Annotated in this window: 20 protein-coding genes and 1 pseudogene; 5 read left to right on the top strand and 16 right to left on the bottom strand. The window is 62.9% G+C overall.

The genetic code is table 11. The features are described 5' to 3' along the window. Positions 1-144 precede the first annotated feature (144 nt). Positions 145-450: pseudogene (locus tag C1T17_RS21560) on the top strand (thermonuclease family protein); the annotation flags it as partial. Between the two features lie 120 nt (positions 451-570). Here C1T17_RS21560 and C1T17_RS21555 read toward each other — a convergent pair. From C1T17_RS21555 to C1T17_RS04785, 4 genes are all read right to left on the bottom strand, one after another. Continuing rightward, on the bottom strand, positions 571-1,398 hold the full coding sequence (locus C1T17_RS21555; RefSeq protein WP_223262965.1) for a hypothetical protein: 828 nt from the start codon (positions 1,396-1,398) through the stop codon (positions 571-573). Positions 1,399-1,612: 214 nt separating this feature from the next. Continuing rightward, positions 1,613-3,385 carry a ParB/RepB/Spo0J family partition protein gene (locus C1T17_RS04795; RefSeq protein WP_104952467.1) on the bottom strand — a complete coding sequence of 591 codons (1,773 nt, stop codon included), beginning with the start codon at positions 3,383-3,385 and terminating at the stop codon, positions 1,613-1,615. Positions 3,386-3,470: 85 nt separating this feature from the next. After that, positions 3,471-3,881: a DUF2958 domain-containing protein gene (locus tag C1T17_RS04790; protein WP_104952466.1), complete on the bottom strand. Its 411-nt coding sequence runs from the start codon at positions 3,879-3,881 to the stop codon at positions 3,471-3,473. Beyond that, positions 3,878-4,849: an ArdC family protein gene (locus C1T17_RS04785; protein WP_104952465.1), complete on the bottom strand. Its 972-nt coding sequence runs from the start codon at positions 4,847-4,849 to the stop codon at positions 3,878-3,880. Before C1T17_RS04785 ends, C1T17_RS04790 begins: the two co-directional genes overlap by 4 nt. Before the next feature lie 529 nt (positions 4,850-5,378). On the opposite strand from C1T17_RS04785, the gene C1T17_RS20950 reads away from it, so the two are divergent. Continuing rightward, on the top strand, positions 5,379-5,591 hold the full coding sequence (locus C1T17_RS20950) for a hypothetical protein (protein ID WP_145958955.1): 213 nt from the start codon (positions 5,379-5,381) through the stop codon (positions 5,589-5,591). A gap of 133 nt (positions 5,592-5,724) precedes the next feature. Then, positions 5,725-7,590, top strand: coding sequence for a group II intron reverse transcriptase/maturase (gene ltrA / locus C1T17_RS04780; RefSeq protein ID WP_104952464.1), 1,866 nt, complete (start codon positions 5,725-5,727; stop codon positions 7,588-7,590). Between the two features lie 158 nt (positions 7,591-7,748). Here ltrA and C1T17_RS04775 read toward each other — a convergent pair whose 3' ends face one another. Further along, positions 7,749-8,018, bottom strand: a complete 270-nt coding sequence (locus C1T17_RS04775; protein WP_104952463.1) for a hypothetical protein — start codon at positions 8,016-8,018, stop codon at positions 7,749-7,751. 68 nt (positions 8,019-8,086) lie between these two features. Here C1T17_RS04775 and C1T17_RS04770 point away from each other — a divergent pair, with 68 nt between their 5' ends. After that, a complete protein-coding gene (locus C1T17_RS04770; protein WP_317617068.1) occupies positions 8,087-8,335 on the top strand; it encodes a helix-turn-helix transcriptional regulator in 249 nt (82 codons plus the stop codon). Here the strand turns inward: C1T17_RS04770 and C1T17_RS04765 are convergent. From C1T17_RS04765 to C1T17_RS04720, 11 genes are all read right to left on the bottom strand, one after another. Then, on the bottom strand, positions 8,277-8,837 hold the full coding sequence (locus tag C1T17_RS04765; protein WP_189338497.1) for a DNA -binding domain-containing protein: 561 nt from the start codon (positions 8,835-8,837) through the stop codon (positions 8,277-8,279). The genes C1T17_RS04770 and C1T17_RS04765 overlap by 59 nt on opposite strands. Before the next feature lie 34 nt (positions 8,838-8,871). Continuing rightward, the gene (locus tag C1T17_RS21180) at positions 8,872-9,057 is read right to left on the bottom strand and encodes a transcriptional regulator domain-containing protein (protein ID WP_189338496.1); all 186 of its coding nucleotides are present in this window, start codon (positions 9,055-9,057) and stop codon (positions 8,872-8,874) included. Positions 9,058-9,067: 10 nt separating this feature from the next. Beyond that, positions 9,068-9,934, bottom strand: a complete 867-nt coding sequence (locus C1T17_RS04760) for a phytanoyl-CoA dioxygenase family protein (RefSeq protein ID WP_223262801.1) — start codon at positions 9,932-9,934, stop codon at positions 9,068-9,070. After that, positions 9,931-10,536 (bottom strand): acyl-homoserine-lactone synthase, encoded by a 606-nt coding sequence (locus C1T17_RS04755; RefSeq protein ID WP_104952461.1) that lies wholly within the window; start codon positions 10,534-10,536, stop codon positions 9,931-9,933. Before C1T17_RS04755 ends, C1T17_RS04760 begins: the two co-directional genes overlap by 4 nt. 71 nt (positions 10,537-10,607) lie before the next feature. Then, positions 10,608-11,390, bottom strand: coding sequence for a helix-turn-helix transcriptional regulator (locus C1T17_RS04750; protein ID WP_104952460.1), 783 nt, complete (start codon positions 11,388-11,390; stop codon positions 10,608-10,610). Between the two features lie 201 nt (positions 11,391-11,591). Continuing rightward, positions 11,592-12,374 (bottom strand): SDR family NAD(P)-dependent oxidoreductase, encoded by a 783-nt coding sequence (locus C1T17_RS04745; RefSeq protein ID WP_104952459.1) that lies wholly within the window; start codon positions 12,372-12,374, stop codon positions 11,592-11,594. Continuing rightward, entirely contained in the window at positions 12,371-13,558 is a 1,188-nt protein-coding gene (locus C1T17_RS04740) for an acetyl-CoA C-acyltransferase (RefSeq protein WP_104952458.1), read from the bottom strand. The genes C1T17_RS04745 and C1T17_RS04740 overlap by 4 nt, the downstream gene beginning before the upstream one ends. 6 nt (positions 13,559-13,564) lie before the next feature. Beyond that, positions 13,565-14,449, bottom strand: coding sequence for a branched-chain amino acid aminotransferase (locus C1T17_RS04735; RefSeq protein WP_104952457.1), 885 nt, complete (start codon positions 14,447-14,449; stop codon positions 13,565-13,567). Further along, positions 14,446-15,516, bottom strand: coding sequence for a Glu/Leu/Phe/Val family dehydrogenase (locus tag C1T17_RS04730; protein WP_104952456.1), 1,071 nt, complete (start codon positions 15,514-15,516; stop codon positions 14,446-14,448). Before C1T17_RS04730 ends, C1T17_RS04735 begins: the two co-directional genes overlap by 4 nt. A 41-nt stretch (positions 15,517-15,557) precedes the next feature. Continuing rightward, the gene (locus C1T17_RS04725) at positions 15,558-16,685 is read right to left on the bottom strand and encodes an acyl-CoA dehydrogenase family protein (RefSeq protein WP_104952455.1); all 1,128 of its coding nucleotides are present in this window, start codon (positions 16,683-16,685) and stop codon (positions 15,558-15,560) included. 21 nt (positions 16,686-16,706) lie between these two features. Further along, the gene (locus C1T17_RS04720) at positions 16,707-20,180 is read right to left on the bottom strand and encodes an indolepyruvate ferredoxin oxidoreductase family protein (RefSeq protein WP_104952454.1); all 3,474 of its coding nucleotides are present in this window, start codon (positions 20,178-20,180) and stop codon (positions 16,707-16,709) included. Between the two features lie 161 nt (positions 20,181-20,341). On the opposite strand from C1T17_RS04720, the gene C1T17_RS04715 reads away from it, so the two are divergent. After that, positions 20,342-20,821, top strand: a complete 480-nt coding sequence (locus C1T17_RS04715) for an Lrp/AsnC family transcriptional regulator (protein WP_223262800.1) — start codon at positions 20,342-20,344, stop codon at positions 20,819-20,821. The last annotated feature ends 23 nt before the right edge of the window (positions 20,822-20,844 follow it).

The raw sequence follows: 20,844 nt of genomic DNA, 5'->3' as shown, positions 1-20,844 counted from the left end.
GTCGGCGACGTCGTTGCGGGACCGGCGGACCCCGCCAGACCCGCCGGATGAGAGGTCCGCTCAGGGCGGCAGTCGGCGTGCGGGAGGTCTGAATGAGTGGTCGTTGCTCGGCAAGCGGCATTTAGAACCGCGATAATCGCGACCATGTCTCGTGTCTTTGCGATCCTCGCGCTGGTTAGCGCGTCAACGCCTGCCCAATCCGCCAGTGCAGCAAAGCATGACGGTTCGGGGCGAGTCGCCTGGGTCACGGACGGCGACACGTTCCGGCTGGAAAGCGGGGAGCGGATCAGGATCGCGGGGATCGATGCCCCCGAAACACATCGCGAACAGGCCCGATGCGCTGGCGAGGTTGAGCTCGGATTGCGCGCGAAAGATCAGGCGACGTCCTTGCTCACGGGCCGCGACGTGACTTTTCGTCGGATCGGCCGCAGCTATAACCGCACTGTCGCGACCGTCATGCCCGATGGCCGCGACCTCGGCTCAGAACTGGTTCGGATGGGCGTTGCGGCTGGTGGCCGCGCGGTCGGCCGAAGCCCGGCTGGTGTGCGCGGCTGCGCTGACACCCTCCTTTTATTCGTTGGTGCCGACCGCCGCGATGCGGATTTCGGATGCCTGCGAGAAGGCCATCATCGAGACCACGGCGTCGATCCAGGTGCCGCGGGCGCGCGGAAAAGCATCGGCGAAGTCGCCGCCGAGGATCGCCTCGCGCGCCGACTGCCAGAGGGCGTAGTCGGTCGAACCCTCGTCGAGGCCGCGCTCAATCAGGTTGGCGGTTGCCTTCACATGTTTGCTGAAGGGCAGCCGCTCGTTGTCGGCGGCGCCAGCGAATATGGCGTCGAGGGACGGGCCTTCGATATTTTCCGGCTCGGAATGGGCGATCCCGTGGCCGCCGGGGACCGTATAGGTGAAGCGGTCGTGGCCGGTCAGCATGTCGGCGCTCGCGATGTTGCTGCTCGCGATGATGCTATTGGACCCTGCCAGCGCGAACAGGTCGCTATTCGCCCAGAAAGCGGGGGAGGCATAAACGACGGCAGCGCGGCCGGCGGCGGTGGCGAGAATCTTCTCGAGCAGGCCCTGCTGCTTGGGGTCGATCGTGTAGCGGTAATAGGCCGCGTTCCAGCTCGCCCATTCGGTTGCGCTAGACCGTCGCATCCATTCGGGCCGCTTATATTGCACGAAGAGATTGAGGTTGAACGGCGGCAGGCGCGCGTCGAGCGCTTGGCCGAAATGGTCGATCTCCGACGCGGACATGCCGGCAAAATGGGGCCAGCGGCGGGACCGGATGAAGGGGAAGAGGAATCGAAAGTCGGGGTCGGGCACGAAGAATGCGCCGTCGAAGCCGAGGATGCCTTCGTCTGTTTGATCGGGTGAGAAGAGGACGCTGGTCCGGCGGGCCATCTCCGCGAGAAAATAGGTCTCGAACGGCTTTTCCTTGAACTCCGCCCAAATCGCCCATGCCCCCCCCGGCCGGGATCATAGCCAGACGGCATCGATTTGGCGAACTCCTAGAGAGACACACAAAAATCCGCGCGCCGACGCCGGAACGGCGGAGGCGCGCGGCCGAATTTTGGGGGTCCGAATAGCGGGCGGGGTTTCCCCCGCCCGCAATCAATCACGCCGCTTCGGCGAACGGCTCGTGCTGTTCCTCGGGGTCCGGCGCGGTCGCGACATCGCGCGCGGCATCGACCTTGGCGTGGGCCGCGACGGTGCCGACGCCGCCGCGCGTGGTATAGGCGCTCGACGGGAATTGCATCCAGCGCGGCACCCAGCGCTCGACTTTGGGGCGTCCGTCATTGCCCGCCAGATGGTCGGCGATGATCCGCTTCAAGGTCTTGGACTTCTCGCCCGCATTGGCGCTGGCGACCGTCTCTCCCGCCACCTCGGCGACCATCCGGCCCAGCACCTCGCGGTCGCGGATCAGGCCGAACAGCGCCTCGTCCGCCTGCCACCAATCGGCCATGTCGATGCCGATCTCGGTGCCGACCGCCGCAACGGCGGCGCTGCCCGCCGCCAGCGTTTCGCCGATGACGACCGCGATCACCTCCATGACGGCGGGATCGGGAAGCTCGACGAGGCGCAGGAACACGCCTGCGACGCCATAGTCGTCGCCGTTTCCCCCGGTGACGGTCGGCTCCTCTGACGAGAAGCCGAGCAGCGCGAGCACGGCGCGGCGGCGCTCGTCGAACACCGTCTCGCCGCGCGCGGCCTCGAGGCTTTCGCGCACCTCGTCGTTGCGCGTGGTCTGCGGCTCGGGGGACACCCGCCACAGGTGCGAGCCGACCACGGCGTGGGCGACCATCAAGCGGAGCGCCACCTCGGGTCGGGCCAGCAGGGCGGCGCGGACGGCGGCGTGACGGTGCAGATCGACATAGGTCTGCAAGGTCGATGTCAGTTCCGGGCGCTGCGGCTTTGGCCCCTCCGGGGTGTCCCCGCTGGCAGCGCGCCGGGCTTCCTTGCGGGTCAGATAGCCTTCGTGGAAGGTCACCTCGCCGGTCGAGCGGACATCGACATAGACACGCCCGCCCTTGCGCTTGGGGGCCTTCTCATATTCCCACGAATGGAAATGCTCGGACGCCGGGACGATCACGACATCGCTCCAGCCGTCCTCCAGATAGGCCGTCCGCCGTGCCTCGATGGCTTCATTCTGCGCGGTCCAGAACGCCTCGGGGTCCGCGAAATAGCGGTCGTCGCCGAACAGGTCGGCGACGGTCGCGCCCGCATAGGTGGCGAGGTCGAACAGCGCGACCTTCGCCGCGATCGACTGCCCACCGAACAGCCACGCCTTCAATTGATGGCCGGTCGGCGTGTAGTTGTCGGGGTCGTCGTAGAGCGCCAGCCACGCCTTTTGCTGGCTCTTGCTGGCAAGGGTCAGGTGGCGGACGGTGGTGCGGTCGATCTTCTCTTCGCGGTAAAGTTGGCGGATGCGCGGCAGCAGGTTGCCGAGCGCCAGCACGCGGCGGATGGTCAGGTCGGGAAGGCCGAAGGTGGCGGCGATGTCGTCCACCTCGCGGCCTTCCTTGACCAGCCGGGTGAAGGTTTCCCACTGTGTCACCTCGTCGGGGTCGAGCCGCGCCAAGTTCTCGATCAGCGAGGCTTCGAGCGCGGCAGCATCGTCGCCCGCCTCCATGATCGCGGACGGCACCCGGCCAAGCTCGGGATCCGCGCACTCGTCGGCCCGCGCGAGCCGGGCGGCATGGACGCGCCTGCGCCCCGCGACCAGTTCGAACCGGCCTTCGGCGACGCCGGGGCGCAGGATGACGGGGACGATGATGCCGCGCTTGCGCACGGTCGGCAGGATGTCGGACACATCGGGAGCCTTCTTGCCGTGGCGCATGTTCACGGCGCTGTCGTCGATGTTGCCAATGTCGATGAATTCGAGTTTCATGACTTCACTCCTTGTGAGTGCCGGTCCGTCGCTCTTTCCGGGTTTGGCGGATCGGCTTACGATGAGCGGCAAACGGCCGCCTGCGTCATCCGCCTCGGGGCGGAAGCTGGTTGGCTCCGGTGCTGCGGAGTAGCTGTTGAGCCGATAGGATCGATCCGGTTCGGCGGGCGGCAGCGGCCCAAACCGCTAGGCTGTGCGGCGTCTCGAACCCGATATCGCGCTCGATGCCGAGGCCGAACGGCAGACGAACCGAAGCGATCTCGGACAGGCTGAAATAGCCGAGTTCGGGGCATCCGAAGCCAAGGTCTGCGAGGCCGAACAGGGTGTCGTCGTCGCTATCCAATTCGGTCGCCAGCCATGTCGCTGCGCCCACCGGATTGAACAGTTTCAGGACAGGAACCGGGTCGGGTTCGGGCTTCTCGTCGCGCTGGGCGGCGCGGTGGTTGATGGCGTTCACGCGCAGCGCGAAGCGAAGATCGGGGGTCAGGAGGATCATGCCGCGATCCTCCCTTGCACGCGGGCCTCTTGGGCTTCCCGATGCCGGGCGAGCAGCCAGTCGGCGGCTTTGGTGGCGGCGCTCGCCGCGCGGAAGATCGCGCGATTGTCCTCGCGCAGAACCTCCAGCCAAGAGCCGATATAGTCGGCATGGCGGACGGTGGGGACGATGCCGAGCGCGGCACAGAGGAAGGCCGATCCCATCTCGGCGACCAGTTCCTCGCGCGCATAATCCTTGCTGCCGAACGCATTCTTCAAGTCGCGCCCGAGCCGCTTGGGGTGGCCGGTCGCGTGGGTCAGTTCGTGCAGGCAGGTCCGGTAATAGTTGATCTGATCGAAGAAGGCGGGTTGCGGCGGCACCTGCACGAAATCGGGGTCGGGCGCGTAGAATGCCTTGGACCCGCCGATGCGGAAATCGACGCCTGAGGCCGCGATGACTTCCTCGGCAACGGGCACGATCTCGCGTTCGGGCAGCGGCGCGGGATCGGACGCCAGTCCGGCGCGCAAGCCCTCGCACTGCCCGACGTTGAACACGGTGAACCGCTTCAGAAAGGGCACGGCGCGGGCCTCGTCGCCGTCGCGCTGGGCGCGTTCCTTCTCGGCTTCGGGGGTGAAGCGGTCGGCATAGAACACGGTCACGCCATGCTCGCCCTTGCGGACGCAGCCGCCCGCCTCCTGCGCCTGCCGGAAGGTCAGCCAGCTTTGCGAAGGCCAGCCATGTTCGATGACCGCGCCCCACAGGATCAGGATATTGACGCCCGAATAGGTCCGGGCGGTGCGGGCGTTGCGCGGCAGGCCGGGACCAGTTCCGCCGGTTCGTCCCCAAGGCTGGACCCAGGGAAACCGCCCGGCCTCAAGCTCGGCGACGATCCGGGCGGTCACCTCGTCATTGAGGTTGGCACGTTTCTCGGTCTGATGATTGTCGCCCGCAACCTCTCGGCGGGCACGGCGGCTGGCAGCTTTGCGCATCGCGGTCCTCCATCGCCACCCAAAAAGCAGCAAGCCTCCCCGGAAGGCGGGGGTGGGCGGCGAGACGCGACCAAGAGGCCCGGCTTCGAGCGGGCGAAGACACCAACGGGCGGAACACAGTGGAGCACCCCGAAGGGGTTGGCTTCGCCCGCGTCGGGCCTAGCCGGGAGCGCCGCCCGCACCCGCCGTACCGGGAGAGGCACAGACAATACCGCCGCGCGTCGGCGCGGCGTCCGCGGCCACGCCAGCGATCGTCACCGAAGGCCGTGCGCCGTTGTGGCGCGAGAAGAAAGGAGTGTTCTACCGAACGAAACTTACTGGCACAGTTTCTGCCTGACCGACTTACCGGTGCTGGTGATGAGCCGGCTGAGATTCCGAAAGGGAAACGGGACCATAGCATGTCGGTGAAGGGATCGAAGCCTGACTCCGCAGTCGGGCGGCTGACCTCCGGGCAAGGTGCGCATGGTGAAGACTGGATTGTCTGAATCCCAGTTTCCAGCGGTTAATAGGTGAGCGATGGCGAACGCGGATGACACGCCATTTCGTGCAGGGCGAGGAGCGCGGCCTAGCGAATCGCCGCCAGTCTGCACGGCGCGGCCCCGGTCAGGGGATCAAGGAAACGAACGGGGCACCTAAACGCATCGCGACTCCTCCTCGTGCAACTACGGGATCGCCTAAACAGGCCAGCGTATCGGACCTGCATGGCGACGGAGCCGTCATAGTACTCGAATGCCCGGTGTAATGGCCGGGACAGCCACCGCGAGGTGGACGGACCGGCGGTACAAGCGGCGAGTGATCGACCGTGAAATCCGCCCGGTGCGGGGGAAGGACGGCAGTTCTGCGTAACTCGACCAATCGATGGAAAGGAACTGCTGATGCAGGCCGCTATTATCCTGAGAAGGCTCGAGACTCTTCCGGCCCTGTCGCGGGCGGGAAAGCGGGTCAATGGTCTTCACCGCTTGTTGAGATCGTCGCATCTCTACGAACGGGCCTATGTCAAAGTGTCCCGGAACCGGGGTGCAGCGACACCGGGCGTTGACGGGCAAAGCTTCGACGGCATGACGCTTGAGAGGTTAGCCAATCTCGCCCGGCAGGTGGCCGATGGCACTTACCGCCCCCGACCGGTCAGACGGGTCTATATCCCCAAGGGCAATGGCAAAATGCGCCCATTGGGCATCCCTACGGTCGATGATCGCATTGTTCAGGAAGCGGCTCGAATCGTCCTCGCGCAAATCTATGATCCTGTGTTCTCAAAGCATAGTCATGGGTTCCGCACGGGGCGCTCGTGCCATACGGCGCTCGAAGAGATCCGTAATACCTGGACAGGCATGAAATGGCTGATCGAGGTGGATGTTCGCGGGTTCTTCGACAACATCGACCATGACATCCTGCTTAGGCTTCTCTCGAAACGCATCGATGACCCTCGGTTCATCGGTCTGATCGAACGGATGTTGAAGGCGGGCGTCATGGACGACTGGACGTTCGAGCGGACCTATAGCGGCACCCCTCAGGGCGGCGTAATCTCGCCCTTGCTGGCCAACATATATCTCCATGAGCTTGATGAGTTCATGGAGGAAATGCGGGTCGGCTTCGATCAGGGAAAAACGCGCAGGGCAAATCCTGCCTACACGCGTCTATCTCGCCAGATCGCTGATTATCGTGCCGAGATCGATGCGCTCCGCGCCGGTGGCGCGGACGATGCCAAGGTTCGTAACCTGTTGAAGCGGATCAAGGCAGTCACGAAAGAAAGGCGGGCATGTCCGTCTGTCGATCCAATGGACCCGGACTTCCGGCGCCTGCGCTATTGTCGCTACGCCGACGACTTTCTCGTCGGTGTAATCGGCAGCAAGGCTGATGCAACAAGGATCAGGGCTGAAATCGAAGCGTTCCTTCGTGATCGGCTCAACCTTGAAGTGTCACCGGAGAAGACGCGGGTCAGTGATGCATCGAAGGGATCGCCGTTCCTTGGCTTCCACGTTTGCGCCTTCACGTTGCGGTCTGCCGGATCAATGGCAGGGCGGTCGAAGGTCGGTGGCGGATCACGTCGTGTCCGTCGCCGACCAACGCGGGGCAATATCAAGCTGTGGGTGCCGAGGTCTCGGGTCTATGGGTTCTGCAGGCGCAAGAAACTCGGCAACCTCGATCTGAGGAATGGCCGGGTACGTCCGCAGTTCCTCGACTCCAGTGTCGCGGAAATGGTCATTGCCTACAACTCGGAGCTACGTGGCCTCGCCAATTATTATGCGATCGCAGACGGCGTGAAAAGCTCGCTCGACGGCCTTGAACTCGTCATGTTCAGGAGCCTGCTGGCGACCATCGCGGCGCGGCAGCGCATAACGCGGGCGCGGGCCATGGCAAATCTGAAACTGGGGACGGACTATGGCGTGAAAACCATGGTTCGGGGCGAACTGCGGGTCCAGATGCTCTGGAGGTTGAAGCACCTGAACGTTCGGCCTTGGCAACGGTCGGTCGTGGATAACACCACGGTCGGCTCACGCCTTGCGCTGAGCACGAACGATATCATCACACGCCTCAGCGCACGCGAATGCGAGAGCTGCGGCGATGTTGATGGTCCGTTCGAAGCGCATCATCCCAACAGGCTGAAGGACAAGCGGCGCGGACCGATGACGGCGTGGAAACAATCGGCTCGGCGGCGCGGAACTATCGTTCTGTGTCGCTCATGCCACGTCCATCTCCACGGCGGCCGGTTGACCAGCGGAATGGAGAGCCGTGTGCATTGAAAGGTGCAAGCACGGTTCGGGGGGAGGCGCTGGAACGTCCTCGAAGAGGCGCTCCGCGTCGACCCTACGAGACCCGCCAGGGGCTCGGCGGCGCAAGCAGTTCTGCTGGAGCCGTAGAGCGCGGTCGCGGCTCTGCCGCGAGGCGCCAGATCCAATCTTCAGACTATCGGGGTTCGCCCTTTGCCAAAGGCTTCCAAGGCAGCGGCCATTCCATCACCGACAATCCAGCGGGCACGATCCAAATGCGAGCGCCAGCAAGCCTCGGCGTCCAGATCAGTGGGATCAAGCCGCATCACGTCGGCTACGGTTTCCTGCCAGCCGCGACCGGCGTCCGCGGCTTCGATCAACGCGGCATAGAGCGCCAGATTACGACGATCATAATCAACCACCTCGTCGCCAGTCGGCGCACAATTGCGGATGCTGTCCAAAATGCGCCTTCCTCGACCAGAGTTCATGACTTTCCGCGTATTATAATGCGTAGCATCAAAATACGCGAATGTCCTCTAACCTCGGGATGGACATCAAAAAACTCGTTGGGGCAAACGTCCTACGGCGGCGTCGAGCTGTCCATCTCAGCCAAGAGGCGGTGGCGGAGAAAATGGGTGTCGACCGCGCATATGTCGGGGCGATCGAGCGGGGCGAACAGAACATTACGTTGCACAGTCTATGGGGATTGAGCGAAGCGCTTAGCATGCATCCCCGCGATTTCTTTGACGAGACTGCGTTGACCGATCCGGCGGGCTGAGTCTGCCGCTGAGTATCGCGCGAGGCCCATCGCGACGCATTTGATCACCTGAGGCAAGCATCCGCCGTACCATGGATTTTCGATATTCACCGTCTCCAGGCCATTCGCCCGGTCCGAGCACCAAGTCGGCGATCTCGCGCAGGCTGGCGCCATCATCGCGAGCATCCGTTGCATGGAGCGCATGGACCCGGCGAGCAAGCTGTAGATGTCGCCGGCCGGGTGGAACCGCCGATGTGAAGGCGCGGATCGCGGCAAGCTGCGCCTCCAAATGGTGATCGTCCGGCAGGTCGAAACGCAGAGAGACCTGCCCGGCCAGTACGGTGCCAACGATGACGTCGAGCCGAATGGCCATGTCGTCCCGATCGACCAGTAGATGCTCATGGACAGAACCGCGCAGCACGCGAACCGCGGGGTCGGATGCATCGAAGACGCGCGCACCGTCGTGCTCGACAGGGCCGACCCGGACGGCGATCACGCACGGGTCCGCGATCGCCGACCACATCGGCCGGACGAGGGCGCAGCTCAGCTGCGGGTCTTCAGGGAAAGTGCAGCCCCCAGTCCGCAGTGAACGCGGGATCGGCGGAGGCGCCGGTAGCTGGAAGAGCCGGCAGGCGATCATAGGCTGCGCGATAGGCAGGATCGCGACGGAGAATCTCCCACGCCAGCGCGGAGTGACCTCGCCGGGCGAGGGCATCATACGCGTCGGGGTCCGGCACAATCACGCCGCCAGCCTCAGCCGAGCTCGCCCATCTGCGATCGGACGAACAGCGCGGCGGCTTCCTCCTGGTCGGGACGGAGCGCGTCGATCGCCGGCAGATGGCCAGGAACGCTGTCGGCGAGCAGAATCGACGGGCATTGGCCCTCGACGTTGCCAAGATTCGGGCGATGCTGGGCGTAGCCTACCAGCGCGGCCAGTTCGGACCGGAAGGTCCGGGCAACCTGCGGCGGATAGACCAGCCATTGCAGCTCGAACGGCTTCAGCCAGCCGAGGCAGTAGCTGATCACGACCCCGCGCCGCAGTACGTGACTGGCGTTGCCGCCACCGCCGTGGAGGGTCGAGCCGAGAAAGACGAGGGCATCGCCCGGCGCGACCGTGGGCACCAGCGCGTCCTCCTCTGGGAGGACTGGTACGTCTTGCTCGAAATGGCTGCCAGTCCACAACCGCGTGCCACCATTTTCGCGCGTGAAGGTGGTCAGCGGCCACATCACGTTGACGAGATATTCGAGCTCGCCCTTTGGACCTTGCCACATGTCCTGATCGCGGTGCGGAAGCTGCGGTAGGGCGCCGGGGTGGATCTCGATCGCCTGGGTGAGATTGAGCGCGATCCGCTCGCACCACGGCAGCAGCATCTGCTCGACCAGTTCGAGGATCAGCGGGTGCATGACGAGGCACTCGATCGCGGGCGACCGTGTCAACAGCGCGCCGAAACGCTTGGTGCGCTCGCCGTAGAAAGCGCCCTGGCACAGCGGCGTCGCCGAAAAGCGTTCGTCGAGGTCCGTCTCGATTCCAGCGATGACGGCGGGCCCCACTGCGCGTTCGAACACGCACCAGCCGTCGCGCGCCAGCATCGCGGCGTGGCGATCGACCGCGGCGCTCACGCCGACACCTGGTCGGCAGCCTGCGGATAAACGCCGGTCCAGCGCAGCCGCTCGGGTGTATCCGCTCCCACGTGGATAAGAAATGCGCCGATCGGACCACCGGGGATGCGCACTGCCGGGCCGAGCGCCTCCGCCTGCCAGCCCATCGCGAGCACTTCCTTGCGAAACGGGTCGGGGATGACGCCGGTGTAGCGCTCGATGCCGCGCTCGATAGCAACGTCGACCATGGCGGTAAACAGCATGTTACGCAGCAGCCGGCGTCTCTCGGCACCGTGGCGCTGCGGCAGGCACAGCCGGCTGCTTTCCCAAGTGCCGTCGTCGACGGGCACGCCGAGCGGACAGAGATGAGGAAAGAGCGTGCCAAGCATGTGCGGCTGAGTGCTTGGGAAGAGCCGAATGGACGCTGCGTGCCCGCCATCGTCGTCCGCAACGATCAGGTAGACGGTGTGGGAATTGTCAAACTGGTCGATCTCGTACCTGCCGTCGACCACCGGCACGTCCCAGCCGAACAGGTCGACGAACAGGCGCTTACGGTCGGCGAACATGGACTGCAGCAGCGGCCGGTTGGCCGACGCCATATGGGTGTCGATTACGTGTATCATTCCAGGGCTCCTGGTCGTGGATCTCACGCACCAAGGAAGCAGGAGCAGGCCAGCCAAAATAGACCGAGCGATTACTCGGGTTGACGACGCAATTCGTGAAGACCGATCTCTCCGGCAAGCACCGCGCTAACCACTAGTTCGGTGCGGTCGCGTGCGCCGAACTGTTGCCGGGCTTCGGTGAGATATCCATCGACGGTTCGCGGAGCCAAGGAAAGCGCACGCGCAATCTCCTTGTTGGAGCACCCGCGCCCAACCAATATGACGCAGTCGCGCGGACGTGGATGGAGCCGAGGTGTCAAAGCTAAACGACGGCTTGGTGAAAGTAGTCTTCGCGCTGCTTGGAAAGCAAAGATCCCCACGGTTTGCGCGATTCCAAGATACTTCCCGGCGTGCTCTGATGATCTCGTCCCCGCGAACGTGCAGGAGCCCATGCATTCCCCGAGGCGGGTGTACGGGACGGTGATGCCCTCGATCAGGCCCTCGCGCGCGCCGTGCTCAAGACTGACGTGGTCGCGGCGGTCCAATTGAATGATCTTGCTCAAATCAGACCAGAGGAAGGCACTGCCTGCGAACAGGCAGGCACGTATGACAGGATCTCTGCGGTAGTGACGCTTTCCGAAGAGTTTATAAGCAATCGGCTCGGGATAGTCCTTGATGTCCACCCGATCTGGATTCGATGGATCGATATCGTTGTGGTCAACCAGCGCGTAATAACGAAATCCCATCTCGCTCGTAAGCATCTGCACAAGTGATTGAAGAGTATCCGTCCCCGATATGGATCGCAGGCATTCTATAACAGATTGCACGAAGTCGACATGAGATTGCGATACAGACAGTGCATGGGTTGGCGACATCTCGTTTCATCCTACCCCCTTCGGTGTATCTGCAGTCGTGCCTCGACAATTCGTCTGCAGGCCCTTTTCCAACGGGATATTTCCTTGCTGCCGCCTCACGTTGGCGACGGCCTTAAATCGTGGATCAGTCTCCCGCAGAATAATGCCCGCTTCGTTACGACCCGAGTTGCAGAAGCAATGCCACAGAATTGTTCACCCGCTTCAGCGCGGAGCCATCCGGATCGCCCCATCAAGGCGGATTGCTTCGCCGTTGAGATAGCTGTTCCTGCATATCTCCAGCACAAGGCTGGCAAATTCGTCCGGCCTTCCCAGACGTTTTGGAAATGGCACCGACGCCCCCAGTGCGTCCCGCACGGTTTGGGACATGCCTGCCATCATGGGTGTCTCCATAATCCCGGGCAGGATGGCATTGATGCGTATACCCTCGGAGGACAGATCACGCGCAACGGGCAAGGTCAGCCCCATGATGCCGGCCTTGGACGCGCTATAAGCGGCCTGGCCGATCTGTCCGTCTATCGCGGCCACGGACGCCGTGTTGATGATGACACCGCGCTCGCCCGCGTCCGTCGGGGCAAGTGTCGCCATGCCCGCCGCGCTCCGGGTGACGCAGCGGAACGCGCCAATCAGATTGATCGCGACCACGCGCTCGAACTTGTCCATGGGGAAGGACTGGATCGCATCGCTGGTCCTGTCCCGTGACAAGGTCTTGGCACCCATCACTATGCCGGCGCAGTTGACGAGAATGCGTTCTTGTCCATTGGCAGCGCGGGCCGCGACAAAGCCATCGGCCACGCTATCATCGGACGTCACGTCGACCTTATGGAAACTGCCTCCTAATTCCTCCGCGACGACGGTCCCACGCTCTTCGTTCACATCGAAAATAGCGACCATGACTTTTTCGGCGGCCAAGGCCCGCGCTGTCGCTTCGCCCAGACCTGAGGCGCCGCCAGTGACGACAGCGGCAACGTCAATATTCAACTTCATTGGATGAGCTCCACTGCCATGGCTGTCGCCTCGCCGCCGCCGATACAGAGGCTCGCGATGCCGCGTTTCCTGTGTTGGTTCTGGAGCGCCGCAAGCAGTGTCGCGAGTATACGCGCGCCGCTGGCCCCTATCGGATGGCCGAGCGCGCAAGCACCGCCGTTAACGTTGAGCCGCCCTTCTTCGATGCCCAGTTCCTTTTGGGCGATCAGCGCCACGACCGCGAAGGCCTCGTTGACTTCGAACAAGTCGACGTCGTCGACGCTCCAGCCGATCTTCTCTAAAAGTTTGCGCATTGCGAATACCGGTGCGGTGGTGAACAGCGCGGGCGCGTGGGCGTGGGCGGAATGGCCGATGATGCGGGCGACCGGCGTGACGCCAAGCTTTGCTGCAATGCTCTCGCGCGTCAGCACGAGCGCCGCGGCGCCGTCCGAGATGGACGAGGCATTGGCCGCCGTGATCGTGCCGTCCTTCGCGAAGGCGGGCTTCAGCCTCGGAATCTTGGCAACGTCGGCCTTGCCGGGCTGCTCATCCTCGGTGACCATCAGGCTACCATTGCGCCCCGCCACCTCGACCGGCACTATCTCCCGCTCGAAGGCGCCGCTAGCCTGTGCCTCCCTGGCTCGCTTGAGGGAGCGAACGGCGAAAGTGTCCTGGTCCTCGCGGCTGAACTGATAGTCGCGCGCACTGTCCTCGGCAAAGGCACCCATCAGCTTGCCGGGAGTATACGCGTCCTCCAAGCCATCGAGGAACATCGAGTCCTTCACCACATCGTGGCCAATGCGCGCGCCGCCGCGATGCTTGGCCAGCAAATAGGGCGCTCCGGTCATGCTCTCCATGCCGCCGGCAACGATGATGCCGGCGGCTCCGGCCGCCAGCGCATCATGGGCCATGATGGCGGCCTGCATCCCCGATCCGCACATCTTGTTAACGGTGGTTGCCTGGACATGGTCTGCGAGTCCCCCCAGAATGGCCGTCTGACGCGCAGGTGCTTGGCCAAGCCCTGCCGGGAGGACGCAGCCCATGATGATCTGCTCTATTTGCGATGGGTCGACGCCGGACCGTTCCACGGCCGCCCGCACTGCGATGGCGCCAAGCTCGGTCGCCTTCACTTCGCTGAACACCCCCTGCATCGCGCCCATCGGCGTGCGTGCGTAAGATGCGATGACGATAGGATCTTGTGCCACTTCAAATCACCTCCCTGGGCCATGCCGAACAAGATCAGCGTATGCTTTGCGTACATCCTGTACGAAGGCACCGACCTCAAAAGACCATGGCCCGATCTCCCTCACCGGTGTCACTTCGGCTGCGGATCCGGTCACGAAGCATTGTTCGAACTGCGCCAGCTCTTCGGGCCAGATAGCGCGCTCAACGACCTCAACCCCTTGATCGCGCAAAATCGCAATGACCGTGCGCCGAGTAATTCCATCCAGGAAGCAATCAGGAAGCGGCGTATGAACGACGCCCTGCCGGAGAAAGAAAATGTTAGCGCCCGTGGCTTCAGCCACCTGACCGCGCCAATCAAGCATTAGCGCATCGTCATAACCGCGGTCATCGGCCTGATGCTTCGACACGGTACAGATCATATAAAGTCCAGCCGCCTTGGCCTTTACTGGCGCCGTGTAAGGTGCTGGCCGACGGTAGGAGGCGATGTCCAGCCGCAGGCCACTATTGATCTTGTCTTCTCCGAAATAGGCGCCCCATTTCCAGCAGGCGATTGCCAGATGTGGCTTTGTACGCTGCGCAGCGATGCCAATCTGCTCGGCTCCTCGCCAGGCCACCGGCCGTATGTAGCAGTCATTTAAGCCGTTCGACTGCATCGTCTGGACACATGCCTCGTCGATTGTTTCACGGCTCCAAGGCAGGTCGAAACCGAGCGCGCGCGCTGACTCGATAAGCCGCTGGCTATGCTCGGCCAATTTGAAGATGTGGCCGTTATAGGCGCGCTGCCCCTCAAACACCGACGAGGCATAGTGAAGGGCATGGCTCAGAACGTGGATGCGCGCATCCCGCCAAGGAATGAGGGTTCCATCAAACCAGATCAACCCGTCCCGGTCCGAAAAATCCGGCTCGATCATGACGCTCTCGCTGTCCGATAGCCAGGAGCAGTCTCTGCCTCAGCAATACGAGCAAGGGCCATTCGGTCGGCCACGAGCGCTGGGCTGACCCCCTCCGTCTCAGCCTGCTCGACGATTGCGACGATACGACTGCTAATCGCGCCAACTCGCGCGCGGACTTCGGCCTCGTCCTCAATAAAATATTCGGCGGCGACACTGATCACGCCACCTGCATTCACGACGTAATCCGGCGCGTAGAGGATATGCCGATCCAGAAGCCTCTGCGCATCTTCAGCAGTTGCAAGCTGATTGTTGGCAGCACCGACAACTATTGGCGCGCCCAATTCGGCGATCGTCGTTGCATTAAGTGCCCCGCCGAGCGCGCATGGCGCGAAAACGTCCGCGGAAGCGCGATGGATGTCTCGCACCTCGCTGATTTTCCATCCCCTGGCCTCTGCCATTTCCATGCGGGTCTGATTGACGTCAGCGACGATAAGCGAAGCCCCGGCCTCCTTGAGCATTTCGCAAAGCGCGAACCCGACTTGTCCGAGGCCCTGGACAGCAATGGTCGAGGTCGACAGGTCGCGTCCTGACCGTTCTGCCAGGGCGCGTATCGCGTTAAACACGCCGAGGGCGGTCCACGGTGACGGGTTTCCGCCAGCCTTCCCGGAGTCGACCGGCAATCCCAATACGAAAGGCGACGCGGATCGGACCACGCGCATGTCGTTCTCGCCGGTACCGACATCCTCCGCTGTGAGATAGTCGCCTGCAAAAACATTCACGGCGTGCCCGAAGGCGGTCAGAACCGCTGTTCGATCGAAATCTCCTGTCGGCATCTGGAGGACGGACTTCCCGCCGCCCAGCGGGAGGTCCGCCATTGCATTTTTGAGCGACATGCCGCGGGCAAGGCGCTGCGCGTCAATGAGTGCAGCGTCATCGCTCTCATAGTGCCAGAACCGGCATCCGCCCATCGCAGGCCCGAGCGTGGTGGAATCCACCACAATATAACCGCGCGCGCCGGAAGCGTGGTCATCAATGCGGACGACCCGCTGCGAGCGGCCTTCATATTCCAATTCAACGATGTTCATGTTGGTATCCCCGAAAGCGGATGGAAAGGGGGCGGGAGCGATCACAGCGCGCGGGCGATCACGAGCTTCTGGATGTCGGAGGTTCCTTCGTAGATCTGGCAAACCCGGACATCCCGGTAGATCTTGGCGAGGCCATATTCCTCGAGATAGCCATACCCGCCGAGCGTCTGGATAGCGCCTGACACGACGGCCTCTGCGGTTTCGCTGGCCACGAGCTTCGCCATGGAAGCCTGGACCAGCGCAGGCGTTCCCGCATCCGTCAGCGCCGCAGCCGACAAGACTAGCTGCCTGGCTGCCTCCAGCCGCGCCGCAAGCTCGGCCAGGCGGAAGCCGACTGCCTGATGCTCGATGATGGGCTTGCCGAAGCTCTTGCGGTCCTTCGCATAAGAGATGGCAATTTCGAGCGCCGCCTGTGCCATACCGATGCTCTGCGCCGCGATGCCGATGCGCCCCGTCTCAAGATTGGCCAGTGCGATGCCGTAGCCCGCCCCCTCGGAACCGAGCCGTAACTCTTCTTCGAGAAATAGGTCGTCGAAACGGATCGAACAGGTGTCCGATGCCGACTGGCCGAGCTTGCACTCGACTTTGTCCACCCCGTAGCCTGCTCTGTCAGTGGGCACCAGAAAGGCGGTGATCCCGCGCCGACCGGCGTCAGGATCGGTGACAGCAAAGACTATCGCCAACCTTGCGATACGGCCGGAAGTGATGAACTGCTTGCTGCCGTTAAGTACATAACCGCCATCTCGTCGAACGGCGCGCGTTCGAATGGCTGCAGCATTGGAGCCTGCGTCGGCCTCGGTGAGCGCGAACGCACCAATGGCGCGCCCGGCGAGAAGGCCTGGCAAAAAGCGCGCCTTCTGATCCTCGCTACCGTTCTTGAGCAATGCCGATATGATAAGACTGTTCTGGATGCTGACGATGGTCGAGAGGGCGCCATCGCCCGCCGCAAGCTCAATAAGAGCGAGCGTATAGCTGACCATGTCGACCCCTGCGCCGCCGTCCACCTCAGGAGCTGTCATGCCCATGAGACCAAGCGAGGCAAGCGCCTCGAACAGCGTTGGCGGGTACCCCCCGGCTGTCTCATAGTCGGCGGCGTGCGGGCGGACCTCTTGCCGCGCGAATGCACGCACAGTTTCACGAATTGCGGTTTGGGTTTCAGTCAGAATCATGGGTTATCCGCTGGCTTTGGGTCAGGCAGCCGCCGGGACGGCGGTGCGGTGGGCTTGGAAGCGCGCGAGCAGTTGCTGCTTTCGTTTCTCGGCCTCCGCCATCGCGGCTTCCTTGACCGGACCATAGCCGCGTATCGCATCGGGATAGCGGGCCAGTTCGATCGCGATCTCAAGACGCTCGGGGGTCAATTCTTTCGCAAGCTGCAAGGCCAATTCGAGATAATTGTCGGCCAAAGCCCGTTCGGCGCAGCGCTCCTGCGAGTAGCCGAATGGGTCGGCCCAGCTGCCGCGCAGCCACTTCATTCGCGCCAGGAGGCCAAATGCCCGGAATACCCATGGACCGAATTTGCGCTTTGCGGGTCGGCCGGTCCGCGGGTCGATATGGGACAGCAGCGGCGGTGCGAGATAGACCGACAGGCGCTTGGTATCGGAGAATTGAGCTCCAAGGGCGGCGCGGAACGCCGGGTCGGCGTAGAGCCTGGCTACTTCATATTCATCCTTGTAGGCCATCAGCTTGTAAGCATTTCGGGCGACCGCCTGAACGAATGCGTCGCCGGGTGCCCCATGCTGCTGGGCCGCCTGCCGGACCTCATCGACCACTGCCCGATAGCGCGAGGCATAGGCGGCATCCTGATAGCTCACAAGATCTTCGAAACGGCGCTGAACCAGGGCATCGAGCGTTTCAGGCTCCTCGAGATCCAAACCTAGGCCGGCAATGCGCTCGACCTCGGCAAGCTCGACGGCCGCGAAGCGGCCCCAGTCGAATGCGCGCAGATTCAGGGTGACTGCAGCCCCATTGGCCTTGATCGCGCCGCGAATGGCATCGGAAGACAGCGGCACCAGCCCCTTCTGCCAAGCGTAGCCGAGGAGCAATGTATTAGCGGCGACATTATTGCCGAAGAGACCTTCCGCGATGCTGGTGGCGCGCAAGAGCAAGCCGCGTCCGCCAGTGCGGCCCATGAGCGTTTCCACCATGCGCGCAGTCGGCAGCGCCGCGTCCCGATCGAATACGATGTCCGCGGTGGGCGTTTCGTCGATGTTGAGGACCATCGCAGACCGGCCGGGCGCCAGCTTTATCTGGGTCTCCGCGTTCGCTGCCACGACGCTGTCGGTGCCCAAGAGCAGGTCGATCTCGCCCGCCCCGATGCGGACCGCATGAATGGGTCGGCCGGATGGCGCGAGCCGCACCTGGCTCACGACCGCCCCGTTCTTCTGGGCAAGGCCGGTGAAATCGAGGACAGTCGACACCTGTCCATCGAGATAGGCTGCCGTGCCGATGAGGGCACCCACGGTCAGCACTCCCAGGCCGCCGATCCCGGCGATGTAGATGTTGTAGACATCTGCGAGCGGCGCGAAATCTGGCAGAGGGAGGAGGGGAAACTGCTCCGCCTCAATCACCTTGAGACGATCGCCGTCGGGCTTGCGCAACACTCCGCCCTCGATCTCGACAAAACTTGGGCAGAAGCCCTTCACGCAAGAGAAATCCTTGTTGCACGACGACTGGTTGATCCGTCGCTTGGTCCCATAGGGCGTAGGAAGCTGTTCGACTGAGATGCAGTTCGATTGGACCGAACAATCGCCACAGCCCTCGCAGACCCGCGGATTGATGAACAGCCGGCGGTCGGGGTCAGGGAAATCGCCGCGCTTGCGGCGCCGGCGCTTTTCCGCGGCACAAGTCTGCTCATAGACGATGGCAGTGACGCCAGGAATGATGCGCAATTCCCGCTGCACGGCGTCGAGCGCATCGCGATGATGGACGTGGACGCCGTCCGCCAACCCCCCGGAAATCTTCCATTTTGTTGGATCGTCGCTCACAACCCGGATCGCGCGTACCCCCTCGGCAGCAAGCTGGTGGGTGATGCGCGCTGGGTCGATCACGCCCTCGGCCGGCTGGCCGCCGGTCATGGCAACGGCGTCGTTATAGAGGATCTTGAAGGTTATATTGGCCTTTGACGCTACCGCGGCTCGGATCGCGAGGAGGCCCGAATGTTGGTAGGTGCCGTCGCCGAGGTTCTGGAAGACGTGTTCCGTCGCGGAAAAAGGCGCTGCACCGACCCACTGCAAGCCCTCACCCCCCATTTGGCTGAAGGTCGTCGTCTTCAGACTCGGCACAGACAGGGCCATGACGTGACAGCCGATACCGCCACCCGCGCGCGATCCCTCTGGTGTTTTTGTTGAGCTGTTGTGCGGGCACCCTGAACAGAAGAATGGCTTTCGCGTTGGAAAGGGAATGACTTCACCCATCCCCGTCCGAGTCTGGAGCACCTCAAGACGCGCCGCGATGCCGATGGGGTCGATAGCAATACGGCCCACGAGTGCCTGCGCCACCATCAGCGGGGAGAATTCCATCACGATGGGAAAGAGCGATTTACCTTCCGCATCGTTTTTGCCGGTTACGCGGATACGCTTGCCGGGTCGGTTGAAGAGCGCTGCCTTGATCTGGTTTTCAACCGTCGGCGCTTTCTCCTCGACCACGAAGATCTCATCCACGTCGCCCGCGAATGCCAGAAGCGGCTCGGTTGCCAGCGGCCAACTCATCGCGACCTTGTAGATGGACAGACCGAGGGCCTCAGCTTCATCCTCGCCGATGCCCAGGTTTTGGAGAGCCTGCATGAGGTCCTGATGCGCCTTGCCCACCGTCACGATGCAGAGGCGTGGAGCCTTGCTTGCGAAGATCGGCGTGTCGATCCGGTTCGCGACGGCCCAGCCGACGGCAGCGGGTATGCGCTCCTCGAGCATGCGGCGCTCATATTCCGTGCGCTGCGCCGGCCATTGGATAGCCGGGTCCCAGTTGAGACCATGCGGAGGTATGAATTCGGCAGGCGATACGAAGGTGGGATAAGGATCGGGAAGATCAAGGGAGGCTGCACTCTCCACGACCTCCGCAATGGTCTTCATCGCTACCCAGACGCCAGCGAAGCGTGACAAAGCGATGCCAGCCATGCCCAGTGTGAGGATCTCGGACACGTTGGCGGGTTGAAGTACGGGCATGTGCACGGACTGGAAAATACCGTCCGTCTGATGCGGGAACATCGAGGATTGCGCGGCATGGTCGTCGCCGCCGACGGCTAGAACACCGCCGAGCGGCGACGTGCCCAGCATATTGGCGTTGCGAAAGACGTCGCCTGTCCGGTCGACGCCATTGCCCTTGCCGTACCAGATGCCAAACACGCCGTCGGCTTTGGTCTCTCCGAAAGCACGGTGCATCTGCGCGCCCCAGAGGGCGGTCGCCGCGAGATCTTCATTGAGCCCGGGCTGAAAGACGATGTCATGCGCATCAAGATATTTCTCCGCCTTCCAGAGCTGCTGGTCATAGGCGCCGAGGGGCGAGCCGCGATAGCCGGTGACGAGCCCTGCGGTATTTGCGCCATTCGCCCGATCGAGGCGCCTCTGCATCAAGGGCAGCCGGACCAGCGCTTGGATCCCGGTCATGAAAGCGGGCCCGCGCTCCGCATTATAGATAGTGTCGAGGTTGACGATGCGATCCGGCTTCATAGAAATCCTTTCTTATCCTTTCTAGCCGATCGCATCTGGCAAGTGTCGCCAAAGGAACCACGGAAATCGGCCATTAGGAGCAGAATGGACCCCAAAAGCTTCCATATAATTGTTCTTTTTGCTACATTGCCGCGAATTCACGAGAATCATAAGGAGTGCGAGTGGCGAACGACGGAAGAGATCCCACAGGGCTGGACAAGCTGGATCTGAAAATCCTTCGCAGTCTGTCGGAAGACGGGCGCGTCACGTGGAGCGATCTTGCCGATCGGATAGGTCTGACGCTTACGCCGACGTTGAAGCGGGTGCGGCGCCTCGAAGAAACGGGCTTTATTCAAGGCTACACTGCGAAACTGGACGAAGCTCGCCTGAAGGGCACGATGGTCGTGTTCGTTTCCGTCACGCTAGAACGACAGGTGCGGGAAGCGCTGGAGGAGTTCGAGGAGAATATCGCTGCATTGCCGGAGGTGATGAGCGGCTTTCTCATGTCCGGCGGCGCCGACTATCTCCTCCGGGTCGTCGTGCGCGATCTGGAGCATTATCGAATGCTGCTGGACTCGATCACGAGGATCCATGGCGTGGCACATATTCAGAGCAGCTTCGCTCTCAAGGCGATCGTCAATCGCTCCGCCCCTATGATGTGAGTACTGGTTGAAGGTGGCATAAG

It is taken from the genome of Sphingobium sp. SCG-1 (assembly GCF_002953135.1).
Taxonomy (GTDB): domain Bacteria; phylum Pseudomonadota; class Alphaproteobacteria; order Sphingomonadales; family Sphingomonadaceae; genus Sphingobium.
Note: the sequence above shows the minus strand (reverse complement) of the source record. Positions and strands in the feature narration are given on the sequence as shown.